General features: G+C 52.0%; 10 protein-coding genes. 7 read left to right on the top strand and 3 right to left on the bottom strand.

Annotated features, from left to right (window positions below; all coding sequences use genetic code 11):
• Positions 1-14 precede the first annotated feature (14 nt).
• The 7 genes from ahcY to trxA all read left to right on the top strand — a co-directional run bounded on the left by ahcY (position 15) and on the right by trxA (position 13,751).
• The gene (gene ahcY, locus JNC77_RS01360) at positions 15-1,415 is read left to right on the top strand and encodes an adenosylhomocysteinase (RefSeq protein ID WP_374828929.1); all 1,401 of its coding nucleotides are present in this window, start codon (positions 15-17) and stop codon (positions 1,413-1,415) included.
• 338 nt (positions 1,416-1,753) lie between these two features.
• The gene (locus tag JNC77_RS01355; protein WP_374828928.1) at positions 1,754-4,357 is read left to right on the top strand and encodes a sensor histidine kinase; all 2,604 of its coding nucleotides are present in this window, start codon (positions 1,754-1,756) and stop codon (positions 4,355-4,357) included.
• A 3-nt stretch (positions 4,358-4,360) separates the two neighbouring features.
• Positions 4,361-5,899: a tRNA (adenosine(37)-N6)-threonylcarbamoyltransferase complex ATPase subunit type 1 TsaE gene (gene tsaE / locus JNC77_RS01350; RefSeq protein WP_374828927.1), complete on the top strand. Its 1,539-nt coding sequence runs from the start codon at positions 4,361-4,363 to the stop codon at positions 5,897-5,899.
• Positions 5,896-6,618: a nucleotidyltransferase family protein gene (locus tag JNC77_RS01345; RefSeq protein WP_374828926.1), complete on the top strand. Its 723-nt coding sequence runs from the start codon at positions 5,896-5,898 to the stop codon at positions 6,616-6,618. The genes tsaE and JNC77_RS01345 overlap by 4 nt, the downstream gene beginning before the upstream one ends.
• Positions 6,619-6,636: 18 nt before the next feature.
• Positions 6,637-9,789: a double-strand break repair protein AddB gene (gene addB / locus JNC77_RS01340; RefSeq protein ID WP_374828925.1), complete on the top strand. Its 3,153-nt coding sequence runs from the start codon at positions 6,637-6,639 to the stop codon at positions 9,787-9,789.
• Positions 9,786-13,316 carry a double-strand break repair helicase AddA gene (addA, locus tag JNC77_RS01335; RefSeq protein ID WP_374828924.1) on the top strand — a complete coding sequence of 1,177 codons (3,531 nt, stop codon included), beginning with the start codon at positions 9,786-9,788 and terminating at the stop codon, positions 13,314-13,316. Before addB ends, addA begins: the two co-directional genes overlap by 4 nt.
• A gap of 111 nt (positions 13,317-13,427) precedes the next feature.
• Entirely contained in the window at positions 13,428-13,751 is a 324-nt protein-coding gene (gene trxA, locus JNC77_RS01330) for a thioredoxin (protein ID WP_374828923.1), read from the top strand.
• Positions 13,752-13,829: 78 nt separating this feature from the next.
• On the opposite strand, the gene JNC77_RS01325 is transcribed toward trxA, so the two are convergent.
• Genes JNC77_RS01325 through trpA form a run of 3 tightly spaced genes read right to left on the bottom strand, consistent with a single transcriptional unit; the run spans position 13,830 to position 16,955 of the window.
• Complete coding sequence (locus JNC77_RS01325) at positions 13,830-15,122, bottom strand: bifunctional folylpolyglutamate synthase/dihydrofolate synthase (RefSeq protein WP_374830398.1); 1,293 nt, start codon at positions 15,120-15,122, stop codon at positions 13,830-13,832.
• A gap of 45 nt (positions 15,123-15,167) precedes the next feature.
• Positions 15,168-16,073, bottom strand: coding sequence for an acetyl-CoA carboxylase, carboxyltransferase subunit beta (accD, locus tag JNC77_RS01320; protein ID WP_374828922.1), 906 nt, complete (start codon positions 16,071-16,073; stop codon positions 15,168-15,170).
• 42 nt (positions 16,074-16,115) lie between these two features.
• The gene (gene trpA / locus JNC77_RS01315; protein ID WP_374828921.1) at positions 16,116-16,955 is read right to left on the bottom strand and encodes a tryptophan synthase subunit alpha; all 840 of its coding nucleotides are present in this window, start codon (positions 16,953-16,955) and stop codon (positions 16,116-16,118) included.
• Position 16,956: the final 1 nt, after the last annotated feature.

Genomic DNA, 16,956 nt, shown 5'->3' with positions numbered 1-16,956 from the left:
ATCGGAGCTTTAGGATGACCGCCAAACAAGATTACGTCGTCAAGGATCTCGGCCTTGCCGATTGGGGCCGCAAGGAAATGGATATTGCGGAAACCGAAATGCCGGGCCTGATGGCCGCACGTGAAGAATTCGGCCCGTCACAACCACTTAAAGGCGCGCGCATCTCCGGCTCTTTGCACATGACCATTCAGACAGCCGTGCTGATTGAAACACTGACAGCCCTTGGCGCTGAAGTGCGCTGGGCATCGTGCAATATTTTCTCGACACAGGATCATGCAGCGGCTGCCATTGCTGCAAGCGGTGTTCCGGTCTTCGCCATCAAAGGCGAAACCTTGGAGGAATACTGGTCTTATACCGATCAGATTTTCCAATGGACTGATGGCGAACCATCCAACATGATTTTGGATGATGGCGGTGACGCCACCATGTATATCCTGCTTGGCGCCCGTGCTGAAGCTGGTGAAGATGTGCTGAGCAACCCATCAAGCGAAGAAGAAATCTACTTCTTTGCCCAGATCAAAAAGCGTATGGCAGCAACCCCTGGCTTCTTCACCAAGCAGCGCGCAGCCATCAAGGGCGTGACGGAAGAAACCACCACCGGTGTGAACCGTCTTTATCAGTTGCATAAAAAAGGTCTGCTGCCTTTCCCTGCGATCAACGTCAATGACAGTGTCACCAAGTCGAAATTCGACAATAAATATGGCTGTAAAGAATCGCTCGTCGACGGTATCCGTCGCGGCACCGACGTGATGATGGCCGGTAAAGTGGCTGTTGTTTGCGGTTATGGTGATGTGGGCAAAGGCTCCGCACAGTCGCTGCTGGGTGCTGGCGCCCGCGTTAAAGTCACCGAAGTTGATCCGATCTGCGCATTGCAGGCTGCAATGGACGGCTTTGAAGTGGTGACCCTTGATGATGCAGCGTCCACCGCTGATATCGTCATCACCACCACCGGCAACAAAGATGTGATCACGCTCGATCACATGCGCCAGATGAAAGACATGTGCATTGTCGGCAATATCGGCCACTTCGACAATGAAATTCAGGTTGCTGCATTGAAGAACCTGAAATGGACCAATGTGAAGCCACAGGTTGATCTGGTTGAGTTTCCCGATGGCAAGCGCATCATCCTTCTCTCGGAAGGCCGCCTGCTCAATCTCGGTAATGCCACCGGTCACCCAAGTTTTGTGATGTCTGCTTCTTTCACCAATCAGGTGCTGGGTCAGATCGAACTTTACACACGTCCTGAGGCTTACCAAAATCAGGTCTATGTGCTGCCGAAACACCTTGATGAAAAGGTTGCACGTTTGCACCTCGACAAGCTGGGCGCGAAACTGACTGTGCTTTCTGATGAGCAGGCCGAATATATCGGTGTCACTCCACAAGGCCCGTACAAGTCAGAACACTACAGATATTAATAATTCATTAACTATAATACTACATGTTGAGGTCGGGCAATTTATCTTTTGCCCGACCTTTCTTTTTATCATTGAGACGCTTCACGGGGATTCCACATAAGGGTATTGTGGACTGATTCGACTGTAGCTTTATTTTCAAATGCCGCCGGATTCCGTCAGGAATACCGAGCCTTTTGAATTTAACCTTTTGTACCGGTTTCTAAGCTGTATGTTGAATGTTAGACTAGGCATCGTGCTTTTCCCAAAAGGACGCACGGCGCTCTGATGTAATTCCAGACAATGAAATCCGGCTTCTCACACCGAGTTTTGTTGTTTTCTCGCGGCGGAGAACAGAAACTATGCAAGGCCTTGGCTCATTTGAGAGCTTACGAAGCGATTCCGGTTCATTACCGGCCAAAACCTGCATCGGCACAGGCCCTACAGCTATAAGCGTTAAAGGTATCGGCGCACACGCATATCAATGGTTGCGCACTTTAAAAAACAAAACATTTTCACTGGCACTCTCCACCACCGCGCTTTTCTCTTTCACCTCACTTGGTCACGCCCAAAGCGGCCAGTTTTCCGGTCATATCGAACTGCCTTTCGGCACTGTCAGCGCCTTGGATGTGGTGCAATTTGCCACCTTTGCCGGTGCAATGGGCGCTGCTCTTCTGACCGCTGGCTGGCTGATCCGCGACCGCAGCAAAATGGTCAATGAAACGGCAGCACTGCGCACCAAATGCGCCGAGCTTGGCATGATTGCCCAGCGCAATGAAGCGCTTCTCAATCTCAAAGACCAGCGCATCATTATCTGGGATGGCTATAATGCCAATTCCGAAGTTGTCGGTCTGTTGCCGGACGATACCGGCGCACCGCTTGATCGTTCGCAGTTTTTAGCCTTTGGCCGCTGGCTGCGTGCAGATTCCGTGATGGCGCTTGAGCATGCCATTCGTGATTTACGCGAAAAGGCCATTACCTTTGATATGGTGGTGGAAACTGTCAACGGCACATTGCTTGATGTCAATGGCCGCACCTCCGGTGGCTTGGCCATTGCCCGCTTCATCCACTTGCAGGGGGTGCAGGCAGAATGTGCGGTTTTGAAAACCGAGAACCACCATCTTTTTGAGACGCTCAATCTGTTGCGCAGCCTGATGAACCGGCTCGATCAGGCAGTATGGATCAGAGATGATCAAGGCCGGCTTGAATGGGTCAATGATGCCTATGTCAAGGCAGTTGAAGCGGCAGACGGTATTCAGGCTATACAAGAAGGCCGCGAACTTTTCGGCACCCAAGCGCGCGAACGGATGGAACGCGAACGGATGGGGCCATCCGGTTTCCGCAATCAATTGCCGACCGTCATTGCCGGTGACCGCCATATTTTTGATGTGATAGAAGTACCGGGCGAAGCAGGTTCTGCCGGTTTTGCCGCCAATATCAGCGAAATCGAACAAGTGCGCGAAGAGCTGCAGCGCACATTACGCAGTCATGCCGAAACGCTTGATCAGCTTTCCACGGCTGTAGCGATCTTCGATCCGGAAATGAAGCTGCAATTTTTCAATCAAGCATTCAGCAGCCTGTGGTCGCTTGATACCGCCTTTTTGGAATCGCGCCCGAGCAATGCATTGCTGTTTGACCGTTTGCGCAGTGACGGCAAATTGCCGGAACAGCCGGAATGGCGACGCTGGAAAGATTCCATGCTCTCCGCCTATCGATCGGTCGAGCCGCAAGAACATATGTGGCATCTGCCCGACACCCGCATCATGCGCGTTGTTGCCAATCCGCATCCCAAAGGCGGCGTGACTTGGTTCTTTGAAAATATGACCGAGAAATTCGAACTGGAAGGCCGTTATAATACGCTGATCCGTGTTCAGGGTGAAACGCTCGACCATCTGGCTGAAGGCGTTGCCGTGTTTGGTGCCGATGGCCGCATCCGCCTTTCCAATCCGGCTTTTGCCAATTTGTGGTCATTGCCGTCCGGCATGGTGGTGGAAGGGGTGCATATCACCGACATCACCCGCATGACCGAAAAGCGTGCCGGCAGCCCAATCTGGCAGGATTTCATTTCCGCTGTCACCGGTTTTACCGATGTACGCGATGGTCAGGCCGGACAGATCGAATTATCAGACGGCAATGTTTTGTCTTATGCATTGGTGCCGCTGCCAAAAGGCCAGACTATGCTGACCTTCATCGATGTGACCGATACGGTTCATGTCGAGCGCGCGTTGAAAGACAAAAACGAAGCGCTGGAATTTGCCGACCAGATCAAGAACGATTTCGTGCAGCATGTTTCTTATGAGCTGCGTTCACCGCTTACCAATATTATCGGTTTTACCGAACTGTTGCAGACCCCGTCATTCGGCTCGCTCAACGAGCGCCAGCATGAATATCTCGACCATATCAGCTCGTCTTCCTCGGTGCTTCTCACCATTGTGAACGACATTCTCGATCTGGCAACGGTTGATGCCGGTATCATGGAGCTGGAAATCGACGATGTAGATGTAAGTAGCGCTATCAATGAAGCCGCCGAGCGAGTAGCCGAGCGTCTGCGCGAACATAATATCGGCCTTGCCGTGCATATTGGCGAAGATGCGGAACGTTTCCGGGCCGACGCCAATCGTTTGCGTCAGGTTCTCTTCAACCTGCTCAGCAATGCCGCCAATTATGCACCGGAAGACAGCGATATCCGCCTGATGGTTGAGCGCGAAGAAGACGAGATTATCTTCAGCGTACAGGATGAAGGTCCGGGCATGCCGCGCGAAGTGCTCGACAGTGTTTTCCAGCGCTTCCAATCGCACAATAATGGTGGCCGCAAGCGTGGTGCTGGTCTCGGCCTGTCCATTGTCAAAAGCTTTGTTGAACTTCATGGCGGTGCCGTTCACATTCAAACCGCCAGCAATAGCGGCACCACTGTCACCTGTCGTTTTCCGATTGAGGCGCGCAGTTTCCGCGCCGCAGCCGAATAAATCATGTCCGCATCAGAAATCTTTGAAATCAGCCTTGCCGATGAAGCGGCTACCATTGCTCTGGGCGAAGATCTGGCACTGGCGCTTAATCGCGGCGACTTGGTTACATTATCCGGCGATTTGGGTGCCGGAAAATCATCGCTGGCGCGTGCGCTCATCCGCACGATTGCCAATGATGAATCTTACGAAGTGCCAAGCCCGACCTTCACCCTCGTGCAGGCCTATGATGAGTTGCGCTTGCCTATCGCCCATGCCGATCTTTACCGCTTGTCTGGTGGTGATGAACTGGATGAACTGGGTTTTGACGAGTTTTTGCAAGATGGTGCTGTGCTGGTCGAATGGCCGGAACAAGCCGAAGGCATGTTGGGCACGCCTGCCTTTGCCATTGAATTGCGCCATCCTGATAATGGAGAATCAGGCCGCCTTGTTACCATTACCGCACAACTAAATGCTGCCAAACGCCTGACCCGCTCCCGTGATATCCGCGCATTTTTAGAAGAGCATAAGCGCCTGTTAAACAAGCAGCCAGCCAAGCGCCGCTATTTGCTGGGCGATGCATCTCCCCGCGCTTATGAAACAGTGTTTTCAGATTTCGGTACCGAAATCCTGATGAATGCGCCCAAGATTACCGGCGAACCTTTATTGCCCAATGGCAAAACTTACCGCAAAACCGCGCATATTGCTGAAAACTGCGTTCCGTTTTCCGCTATTGCCAAGCTAATCAAGCCGCAAGGTTTTTGTGTACCGGAAATCTATGCCGAAGATTTGGCTAATGGCTTTATTCTGATGGAGCATTTAGGCACTGAGGGTGTGCTTGATGCAGACCGTCACCCCATTTCCGAGCGTTACTTGGAGGCTGCGCACTTCTTGGCGCATTTTCACCAAGTTGACTGGCCATTGAGCGTTGCGGTCACGGGTTGCGACGACTATCAATTCGCACCATTTGATCGTGATGCAATGATGATCGAGGTGGATTTATTATGCAATTGGTATCTGCCGCGCATCACCGGCAAACAACCGGATGAAGCACAAAAACAATCCTATCATGATGCATGGGATGCAGTTTTTGAGCATCTTGCCACAACAGAAAAAAGCCTGCTTTTACGCGATTATCATTCGCCCAATCTGTTCTGGTTTGAAGATAAAACCGGCATTGACCGCATCGGCATGATCGACTTCCAAGATGCCATGAACGGCCCTGCCGCTTATGATCTGGCGTCACTTGCATTGGATGCTCGCGTGACAATTTCCGCAGAGCTTGAACAGCAAATCATTGCCGCCTATTGCGAAACCCGTAAGGGTTTAACCAAAGCTTTTGATGAAACTGCTTTTCTGAGCGCCTATGCAATTATGGGTGCGCAGCGCAATTCCAAAATCCTTGGCATTTTTGTGCGTCTTGATGAACGTGACGGCAAGCCACATTATTTGGCGCATCTGCCCCGCATTCAGGATTATTTGCGTCGCGTCCTCACCCACCCATCTTTAAATCCAGTGGCGGAATGGTATGAAAAATACGGTCTGTTAGCGGAGAAAAAACCATGATCCATCCAAAAAAAGCGATGGTTCTGGCGGCAGGTTTGGGTAAAAGAATGCGCCCGATCACCGACACCATCCCGAAGCCAATGGTCAGAGTTGCCGGTAAAACATTGATTGATTACGGTTTGGATTCACTAGCACAAGCAGGTGTCGAGCAAGCAGTGATCAATGTGCATTATCTGGCCGACATCTTGGAAGCGCATTTGCAAAACCGCCATGATTTAGCGATCAGCATTTCGAATGAGCGCGCAGAACTGCTTGATTCCGCAGGCGGCATTATCAATGCTTTGCCGATGTTAGGTGATGCGCCTTTTTACATCCTCAATGCCGATACATTCTGGGTTGATCAACAAGGCGAACCTGCCAATCTTTACCAAATGGCAGAAGCTTTTGATGAAACCCGCATGGATATTTTGCTGATGGTTGCACGTCTTGATCAGGCAACCGGATATGACGGCAAGGGCGACTTTACCCTGACGCCCGACAACCAACTTTTGCGCCGTCAGCATGATGATCCGCAGTCGGTTATTTATGCAGGGGCAGCAATCATTCATCCACGCATCTTTAAAGATGCAGAGACTGGTATCTCCTCACTCAACCGCTATTTTGACCATGCCATTGCGACTAAGCGTTTATATGCTATGCCCATGCATGGCCATTGGCTGACCGTCGGAACGCCAGATGCTATCGAAGACGCAGAAAAGGCGCTCGAAGCCCTCAAATAAAAAAGAAGGAAGAAAATTATGAGCAACAGAGACCCGCACATATTTTCTACTCCTCCTGGCACACCCTTTCTGCCAAGCTTTGTCGATGCCCTATTGCAAGGTAAAATCATCAAAGGTTTTCCGGCTGATCGAAGCGATCCGCTGGCATTGGCCAAAGCCACCATCTATGTGCCGACACGCCGTGCCGCACGCAGTCTGCGCTCGCTTTTGGTGGAAAAGAGCCATGCCCGTTCGGCTATTCTGCCCACCATCCGCGCCCTTGGTGATGTGGATGAAGAAGCGGTGTTTTTCGATGCGGATGCGCGTGAATTTCTGCAACTCAATCCGCCTATCAACAAAGCCGAGCGCTTGCTTCTGCTCACCCGCCTGATCAAACCTTGGCGCGAGAGCCTGCCTGAACATGTACGCGCGCTTTTTGGCGTTGAAGATGTTTCAGTACCGACCACCACCGCCGACGCCATCTGGCTGGCGCGTGATCTGGCCAATCTGATGGACCAGGTGGAAACCGAAAGTGCCGATTGGGCAGAGCTGAAACTCATCGCCCCTGACGAACTTGCTGACTGGTGGCGGGTGACATTGAGTTTTCTGGAAATCGTCACCACGATTTGGCCGGAAGTGTTGAAAGAGCGCGGACTTTCCAATCCGGCTGCTTATCGCAATCGCCTGATTGAAATCGAAACAGATCGTTTAACGCGTTTTCCACCGGAAGGCCCTGTGATTGCTGCCGGTACCACCGGTTCCATTCCTGCCACCGCCGAACTGATCGCCACAATCGCCAAGCTGCCACAAGGCGCATTAGTGCTGCCCGGCCTTGACCGCGACCTTGATGATGCGGCTTGGCACATTTTAGGTCGGCCTGAGCAAAACCCGTCTATATTCGGCCATCCGCAATATGGTTTTTATCAATTGCTCACCCGCATGAGCACCAACCGCGATGCGGTTGAATATTTGCCTGATCATTCGCCTGAAAAAAGAACCTTAGAGCGCATTGCCGCCGAAGCACTGCGTCCGGCAGAAAGCACCGAACATTGGCGTGATCTTTTAAGCCAACCGGATATGACGCTTGAGCATCGCTTGGCCGCCACAAAACAAATCGATATGATTGAAGCCGCCAATGAGCGCGAGGAAGCTTTGAGCGTTGCCTGTGCTTTACGTGAAGCCATCAGCGATCCAAACAAAACCGCAGCCCTTGTCACCGCCGACCGTAATCTGGCGCGCCGTGTGGCCGCAGAACTGGCACGCTTTGGCATTGAGGCCGATGATTCAGGCGGGCGTTTTTTGCGCGATGCCGAACCTGTCACCCTCATGCGACTGGTGATTGAAACCATCTTTAATCCCGGCGATCCGGTGGCATTGCTGGCATTGCTGAAACACCCGCTGACAAAGCTTGGCAAACCACGCATCGAGCGCCGCTTAGCGGCAGAAGCACTGGAACTGATCGCCTTTCGTGGCGGCACGGGCCGCGCGTCTATTGCTGAATTGCCGGAGTTTTTCGAGGGTAAACTCACCGAAGGGCTGAATGCTAACCGCAAACCTTTGTGGATTGATCTGACTGTTGAAGAACAGATCACCAATGCGCGAGTTTTATGTGAAGAACTGTCAGAAGCGGTTAAACCACTGGCAGACTTCACCAAAAGTGCCGGTCAGCACACTGATATGGCAGCCATTGTGCGCGCAAGCGTGGAGGTACTGGAAACACTCGCTCGTGATGAGCAGGGAAATGTCGGGGCGCTTTATTCCGGCGAGGCAGGCGAACAATTTGCGTCCCTGTTGCGTAATCTGATTGCCACAGAAGCCGATCTGGAGTTTGAAACCATTGAATGGCCTGCGGTTTTTGAAGCTTTAATTTCCGGTGAAACCGTCAAGCCACGACCGGGCGGCAATCCACGCCTGTTTATTTGGGGTGCCTTGGAAGCCCGTCTGCAAACCATTGATACGGTGATTATCGGCGGCTTGAACGAAGGCAGCTGGCCTTCCAAAACCCGCAATGACCCGTTCATGTCGCGCCCGATGAAAGCGGCCATCGCACTGGAACCGCCAGAGCGGCGCACCGGCCTTGCCGCTCATGATTTCCAGATGGCTTTAGGCATGGATCATGTGGTGTTGTCGCGCGCTGACCGCACCGACAATGCCCCGACAGTGCCGTCTCGCTGGTTGCAACGCCTGCAAACTGTGCTTGGCAATGAAGTGACTGACACCATGCGTCAGCGCGGTGGGCGTTTTCTGCACTGGGCGCGCGAGATTGATCGCTCTGCCGATATTCCCTTCGTCAAACGACCGGAGCCGAAACCACCGGTTTCTGCCCGCCCGACGCATTTTTCGGTCACCGATATCGAAACATTGCGGCGCGACCCATATGCGATTTATGCGCGTAAAATCTTGAAACTGAACCCGCTTGATCCCCTCATCCGTGATCCGGGTCCTGCCGAGCGCGGCACGCTATTTCATGATATTATCGGGCATTTCACGCAATCCGGCTTCGATGTGATGGCTGAAGACTCGCATCAAAACCTGATTGAAATTGGCCGTCAGTTTTTTGCCGAGGCCGATCTGCCGATCGAGATTGAAGCCGTTTGGTGGCCGCGTTTTGAAGCTTTGGTGCCAGAATTTTTAAACTGGGAGCGCGAGCGCAACTATAATTTGAAAATCCGTCACGCCGAAATCGCTTCGAAAAAACGTGAAATCGGCTCGCTCGGCATCACGCTTTCAGGCCGCGCCGACCGTGTGGATGTGATGCAGGACGGCACTACCGAGATCATCGATTTTAAAACCGGTTCAACCCCTTCATTAAAGCAAGCCCACATTCTCTTGTCGCCACAGCTGGCACTCGAAGCTGCCCTTCAGGCGCGCGGTGCCTTTGAGGAAGTGGGCGCGATTCCAGCTTCTGATCTGCTTTATGTGCGCCTGAAAGCCAGCGGTGCTGTGGTGCCGGAATCTATTTTGAAGATCAGCCGACCGGAACCAAGTCAGAAATCCGCACCGGAAATCGGCGAAGAAGCATGGCGCAGGCTCGAAGAATTGCTGAGCGACTATAAAACTGAAAATAAAGGCTATCTGTCACGTGCTCTGCCGTTCCGTGAAACGGATTTGACTGGTGATTATGACCATCTCGCCCGCGTGTTGGAATGGTCTGCCGGTGGCGCAGATGGTGGAGAAGGGGCAAGCGAATGAAAACACCATTGAACATTCCACCCGAAACAATTCAGGCGCAAAGCAAGGCCGCCAATCCGTTTGACAGTGTCTGGGTTTCGGCAAATGCCGGTTCAGGCAAAACCCATGTTTTGACCGAGCGCGTTATTCGCTTGTTGCTGGAGGGCACCGACCCTTCAAAAATTCTCTGCCTTACCTACACCAAAGCGGCAGCGGCGGTTATGCAAAACCGCGTCTTCTCGCGGCTTTCCGATTGGGCGATGCTGGATGATGCACAACTGGCAAAAGTGCTGGAAAAGCTTGAAGGACAAGTTCCTTCTGAAATGCGTTTGAATATCGCCCGCCGCCTGTTTGCACGGGCATTGGAAACACCGGGCGGTTTGAAAATTCAGACCATTCACGCTTTTTGTGAAGCTATTCTGCATCAGTTTCCACTGGAAGCCAATATTGCCGGCCATTTTGAAATGCTGGACGATTTGATGCAAGCAGCACTTGTTGGCGAAGCGCGCCGCCAATTGCTGGAAACGGCCCATAATGGCGGCAATGAAGCTTTGGCCGAAGCCTTCACCACAGTGCTGGATACAGCCGGTGAGTTTGGCCTGCAAAACCTGTTGGATGAAGCCATTCGCCAGCGCCACGGATTACACGAATTTTTGCGCCAACTTGGCGTAGCATCAGAACGTGAAAGCGCTTTACGCAGTATTTTCCGCTTTGAGCCGCATGAGACCGAAGCGACCATTTTAAACGACCAGTTGCCGGTTATTGAGTTTGAGACAGATGTTCTTGATCTCATTCTTTCCATTCCGAAAGGGGCGGCACGCGCACAGGATTTTGCCCTGCAATTGAAGCAGCTTGGCAAAGTAGAATCATTACGTGACAAACAAGCCGTACTCACCGAAGCCTTTTTGAAAAAAACCGACGGTATGCCGAAAGCTGCGTCTTATGTCGGCTCAGCCGCGGTTCGTAAACTGCTGCCGAATTTTGATGATCTTTTCATCGATGCCTCAACCCGCATTTATGAAGCGGTGGAGCGGATCAAGCTATTGCGTCTGGTGCGGATCAATCTTGCCGCCTATCAGATTATCGACGAGCTTTTGTCGCGCTACCAATTATTAAAACGCCGTCGCGGTTTACTGGATTTTGATGATCTCATCACCCGCACCGTGGCGCTTCTCGCCCGTGATGGCGCGGGGCAATGGGTGCAATATAAGCTTGATCGCGGCATAGACCATGTGCTTGTCGATGAAGCGCAAGATACCAGCCCTGACCAATGGCGCGTAATCCGTATGCTGTCTGACGAGTTTTTCTCAGGGCTTGGCCAACGTGATGTCCGGCGTACCCTTTTTGCGGTGGGCGATGAAAAACAGTCGATCTACTCTTTCCAAGGGGCAGTGCCGGAGGATTTTGCAGCCTCGGGCAATGATGTTAAAAAACAAGCCGAACGTGCCGAGCTTACTTTTGAAAAAGTCAGCCTCAATTTCTCTTTCCGCTCGACGCCAGATGTGTTGAGCGCTGTTGATGAAGTGTTCTCCCGCCCTGAAGCTTTCCGCGGGCTTGGGCTGGTGCCCGGCCCTACTTTGCACGCCGCTATCCGCAGTGATGCGCCGGGGGACGTGGAAATCTGGGATATGCTCAGCCCTCAAGTCGTGGAAGAACCCGATGATTGGCGCACACCTGTCGACCATCTGGCAGCGCCTGCCATCCGGCTTGCCGACCAGATTGCTCTAACCATCCGCCACTGGCTTGATAGCGGTGCGATTATTGCCGGTAAGGGGCGAAAAATCGCACCACGTGATATTATGGTGCTGGTGCGTAAACGTGACCAGTTTATGCCGGCCCTTTCCCGTGCACTGAAAAACAATCTGGTGCCGGTGGCCGGTGCCGACCGTTTGCGCCTGACCTCGCATATCGCCATTCAGGATTTGATGGCCATCGGGCGTTTTGTGCTGCAACCAGCTGATAATCTGTCGCTGGCAGCTTTGTTGAAAAGTCCGCTTTTCGGCTGGGATGATGATAAGTTATTCACGCTTGCCTATGGGCGCGCCAAAGGGCAAATCCTGTTTGAAAAGCTCTATCAAGCCTCGCGCGAAGATGCAGAACTGGCAGCAGTTCACAAAAAGCTCAGCCATTGGCGCTCCATGGCTGACACGATGCCGGTCTATGAATTTTACACCCATATTTTAAGTGCTGACGGTGCGCGCCGTTTGCTGCTGGCACGTCTTGGGCCGGAAGCGGGTGATATTATCGACGAGTTTCAAAATTACGCGCTGGCAACGGAGCGTGCCGGACTACCGGGCTTACAATCCTTTCTGGAGACGCTGGAAGCCGCCACGCCGGAGATCAAGCGTGAACTTGATCAACGTCGCGATGAAGTGCGCATCATGACTGTGCATGCCTCCAAGGGGCTGGAAGCAGCCATTGTTTTCTTGGTCGATCCGGGCAACAGCGCATGGACGAGCAGTCAGGCACCCAAACTGATGGCCATTCCCATGCATGAGCCGGACGGGTTTCAGGGCAAAGGCTATTTATGGCAACCCAATCAATCGCTTGAAACCGCTGCCACGATTGAGCGGCGCGAAGAACTTAAAACCCGCTCTGAGGAAGAATATCGCCGCCTGCTCTATGTCGGTATGACCCGCGCAGAAGACCGTTTGATCGTCTGCGGCTATCGTGGTGTGCGCGAAGTTGATGAGACATGGCACAAGCTTGTTGATGATGCTTTAAGCCCGTTGTCAGAGCCATTCGGGCATCCTGTTGCAGGTGTCACAGCGCGCCGTTATCAAAAAACACCCCTTGGCAATATCACCATTCAAGAGACCGAAGAAAGCAAGCCGCATAACTATCCGCCATTGCCGGAGCTTTTCCGTAGCCGTATGGCACCTGAAAAGGGCATGCCGCGACCGCTCACACCATCGGGTGCCTCAGCACTCATTGAATTGGAAGATGCGCCGCCACTCGGCAATCATTCGCCCGTTCTTGAAGCGATAAACACCAGCCCCGCTTTTGCGCTTCAACGCGGCACCATCATGCATGCTTTATTGCAGCATTTGCCCAATGTGCCGGTTGATGAACGCGGCGCTGTGGCGCAGCAATATTTACAACATGCAGGCAAAGACTGGAGCGAGGAAAACCGTCAAAAGGCTTGGGAGTCGATTGAGACAATCCTCAATGATCCGGCCTTTGCTGATGTTTTTGACATCAATTCCAAAACGGAAGTTTCCGTGATGGGCATGCTTGATTTAAACGGCAAAGAACAGGCTGTTTCGGGCATTATCGACCGGTTGAGCGTTACTGATACGACCGTGCGCATCATTGACTATAAAACCAACCGCCCACCTGCTTTAACGCTTGAAGAAGTGCCACCTGCCTATATCACCCAGCTAGCGCTTTACCGCGAGTTGATGAAGCCGCTTTATCCGCAGCATAAAATTGAAGCCGCAGTGCTTTTCACCGAAGCACCGATCTTGATTGAACTGCCGGTTGAGGTGATGGAAAATGCCATCAAAAAACTCGGAAAACACAAGTCCGAGAAAATTGCAGATGAATGAAATTAACCTGTAACATTCATTCACACATGTGAGAATTAATCTATATCTGCTTGACGCAAGACGCATCAAACACCACATAATGTGCCACACAGAATCGAAAAGGAACGCCCCATGGCAACCGTAAAAATTGACAACAGCAACTTCCAGTCCGACGTTTTGCAGGCAGATGTCCCTGTTGTCGTGGATTTCTGGGCTGAATGGTGCGGCCCTTGCAAAATGATTGCACCTGCACTTGACGAAATTGCTGCTGAAATGGCCGGTCAGGTTAAAATCGCCAAGCTCAACATTGACGAAAATCCGGAACTCGCAGCGCAGTTCGGTGTGCGTTCAATCCCAACACTGTTGATGTTCAAAAACGGTGAAGTTGCCGCCAATATGGTTGGTGCAGCACCTAAAAGCCGTCTGGCTGACTGGATTAAAAACTCAGCTGCTTAATCGGCTGATGTTTAAGATTAAAAAAGCGGCTTCTCACGAGGCCGCTTTTTTTATGCAATCATCTTAAACAAGCACAGATCAAACTGGCGGGGTGCCGTTTTCATGCAGCACATCTCCTGCCAGATAAAGCGAGCCTCCGATCAAAATACGCGGTGGCACTTCATCATTGGTGCTCGCATCACGCAGCAGCTTCAAAGCATTGGCAACGGAGTGAACAGGCTCTGCCGGAATGCCTGCGGCTTCCGCCGCCAGTGCCAGATCGGCATTGTTGATACTGGCGTCACTGGAAGCAATCGGCACAGTGAAAACGCGTCGTGCCATGCCTGCAAAGGCTTCAAAAAAGCCTTTCGGATCTTTGGTATTGATCATGCCTGTAATCAAATAAAGCGGACGCGGGACGCGGTCTTCAAGCTCAGCAAAAGCTTCGGCAATAACAAGACCAGCCGCCGGATTATGGCCGCCATCCAACCAGATCTCGGAACCATTGGGCGCAAGATCAACCAATGCGCCATGGGTCAGGCGCTGCATACGTGCAGGCCACTCCACCACCAGCATAGCTTTTTCAATCGCTTTATCGGTCAAATCAAAACCGGCCATACGCACAGCTTCAATGGCTGCTGCCGCATTGGAAAGCTGATGGCGCCCCGGCAAACGTGGCAAAGGCAGATCAACGAGCCCTTCTTCATCCTGAAAGACCATGCGGCCATGTTCTTCAAATGCGATGAAATCCTGCCCGTAAATCGTCACCGGACATCTTAAGCGTTCAGCCTTATCTACCAGCACATCAAGCGCTGCCACACTTGGCTGGAAACCGATAACCACCGGACAGCCACGCTTCATGATACCAGCTTTTTCAACGGCAATCGCTTCAATTGTATCGCCCAAGAAAGCGGTGTGATCAATGCCTATCGGCATGATGACGGAAACAGCCGGATCAACCACCACATTGGTGGCATCAAAGCGCCCGCCAAGGCCAACTTCCAGCACCACGGCATCGGCCGGATGTTCGGAGAAAAGCACAAAAGCAACAGCGGCCATAATCTCAAAAACGGTGATATATTCACCATTATTGGCCACAGCTACACGTTCAATCGCCTCAGCCAATACATCATCCGAAACATACTGGCCGCCATTTGGTGCGCCCAAGCGATAACGCTCGTGCCAGTTGACCAGATGCGGCGAGGTGTGAACATGCACGCTTAAGCCCGATGCTTCCAGCAATGCACGTGCAAAAGCTGACGTGGAGCCCTTACCATTCGTGCCGGCAATGTGAATAACAGGCGGTAAGTTGAGGTGAGGATTACCCAGCCGCTCTAAAAGCTTGAGGATCCGATCCAGTGAAAGATCGAATCCCTTTGGGTGCAATTCCATCAACCGCTCAATGGCAGCGGAAGCTTTGCTCATGATGATGACTTCTTAAACGGCAGGATCGGTTTTGGTTGCCACTTCTTTTGTCTCTGTTGATTGTGTCGCTGGCTGCTTCATCAGCATTTTCAAAAGACGGGCAATGGTTTCTTTCAGCTCGGTGCGTGGCACAACCATGTCCACCATACCGTGCTCCATCAGATATTCTGCGCTCTGGAAACCTTCAGGCAGTTTTTCGCGGATGGTCTGCTCGATCACGCGCGGGCCTGCAAAGCCGATCAATGCACCCGGTTCTGCGATATGGATATCGCCCAACATCGCATAAGAAGCGGTCACACCACCAGTGGTCGGATTGGTGAGAACAACAATATACGGAAGGCCTGCTTCTTTGAGCATTTCAACCAGCACAGTGGTGCGTGGCAACTGCATCAAAGACAGGATACCTTCCTGCATACGTGCGCCACCGGAAGAGGCAAAGAGCACCAACGGGCGTTTCAATTCAATGGCTTTTTCAAAGCCTTTGATGATGGATTCACCCGCTGCCATACCAAGCGAGCCGCCCATAAAGGAAAACTCCTGAACAGTTGCGACAATCGGCAAACCTTCAATGGTACCAACCGCATTGATAATCGCATCTTCAAGACCGGTGCGGTTGCGATAGTCTTTCAGACGATCTGTATAACGCTTTTCATCGCGGAATTTCAGCGGATCAACCGGTACTTTCGGTGTTTCCAGCGTAGTGTATTCGCCATTATCAAAGAAGAAACGCAGGCGATCTTTGCCCGGAATACGCATATGATGGCCGGAAGCAGGGATAACCCACTGGTTGCTTTCCAAATCCTTATGGAACACCATTTCACCGGTTGACGGATCCTTGATCCAGAGGTTTTCCGGCATTTCACGACGGCCAAGCATCGAGTTGATTTTTGGACGAACGTAATTTGTAATCCAGTTCATGGTGACTTTTCCGTAATTTTTCTTGTTCTTATTATGGGTAACTTATTGGGCAGCTTCAAGGCGGACAGAGCGAACACTTGCAGAAAGTTCGCCGACCAGTTTTGAAACATCAGCAACAGGATCACCTGTCACTTTGCCGTTTTCATCAAGATTTGCGGCAACCGCATTGACAATCGCCGAGCCGACGACAACGCCGTCAGCAGTGGCGCTGATCGCGCGGGCCTGTTCAGGTGTTTTGACGCCAAAACCGACGCAAACAGGCAAATCTGTATGCGCTTTGATGTGTTTAACCGAAGCCGCAACTTTTTCTGTATCTGGCACAGCCGAACCGGTAATACCGTTCATCGAGACATAATAAACGAAGCCGGAAGAGTTCTTCAAAACAGCCGGCAGACGTTTTTCATCCGTGGTTGGAGTGGCAAGGCGAATGAAATTCAAACCTGCTTCCAGCGCCGGAATGCATAATTCCGCATCCATTTCAGACGGCAGATCAACAATAATCAAACCATCAATACCGGCCGCCTTTGCATCCCGTACAAACGCATCGACACCATAAATATAGATCGGATTATAATAACCCATCAGCACAATCGGGGTGGTGTCGTCACTTTTGCGGAACTCTTCCGCCATTTTCAATGTTTTTTTCAGGGTCTGACCAGCTGCAAGCGAACGAAGACCAGCGGCCTGAATGGCAGGGCCGTCAGCCATCGGATCAGAAAACGGCATGCCGAGTTCAACCACATCGGCACCGGCTTTCGGCAGCGCCTTCATCACGCTAAGCGAGGTTTCAAAATCCGGGTCACCACCCATAAAATAAGTGATGAGAGCCGGACGCCCTTCCGCTTTCAAAGCCGCAAATTTATTATCCATACGTGCGGTCATG

This window comes from Paenochrobactrum pullorum (assembly GCF_041929845.1).
In the GTDB taxonomy this organism is placed as follows: Bacteria; Pseudomonadota; Alphaproteobacteria; order Rhizobiales; family Rhizobiaceae; genus Paenochrobactrum; species Paenochrobactrum pullorum.
The sequence above is the reverse complement of the archived record's forward strand: the minus strand, read 5'-3'. Positions and strand labels throughout refer to the sequence as shown.

Coding starts and splice junctions, on each gene's coding strand:
- ahcY (WP_374828929.1), top strand. CDS start 15: ATGACCGCCAAACAAGATTACGTCGTCAAGGATCTCGGCCTTGCCGAT.
- JNC77_RS01355 (WP_374828928.1), top strand. CDS start 1,754: ATGCAAGGCCTTGGCTCATTTGAGAGCTTACGAAGCGATTCCGGTTCA.
- tsaE (WP_374828927.1), top strand. CDS start 4,361: ATGTCCGCATCAGAAATCTTTGAAATCAGCCTTGCCGATGAAGCGGCT.
- JNC77_RS01345 (WP_374828926.1), top strand. CDS start 5,896: ATGATCCATCCAAAAAAAGCGATGGTTCTGGCGGCAGGTTTGGGTAAA.
- addB (WP_374828925.1), top strand. CDS start 6,637: ATGAGCAACAGAGACCCGCACATATTTTCTACTCCTCCTGGCACACCC.
- addA (WP_374828924.1), top strand. CDS start 9,786: ATGAAAACACCATTGAACATTCCACCCGAAACAATTCAGGCGCAAAGC.
- trxA (WP_374828923.1), top strand. CDS start 13,428: ATGGCAACCGTAAAAATTGACAACAGCAACTTCCAGTCCGACGTTTTG.
- JNC77_RS01325 (WP_374830398.1), bottom strand. CDS start 15,122: ATGGAATTGCACCCAAAGGGATTCGATCTTTCACTGGATCGGATCCTC.
- accD (WP_374828922.1), bottom strand. CDS start 16,073: ATGAACTGGATTACAAATTACGTTCGTCCAAAAATCAACTCGATGCTT.
- trpA (WP_374828921.1), bottom strand. CDS start 16,955: ATGACCGCACGTATGGATAATAAATTTGCGGCTTTGAAAGCGGAAGGG.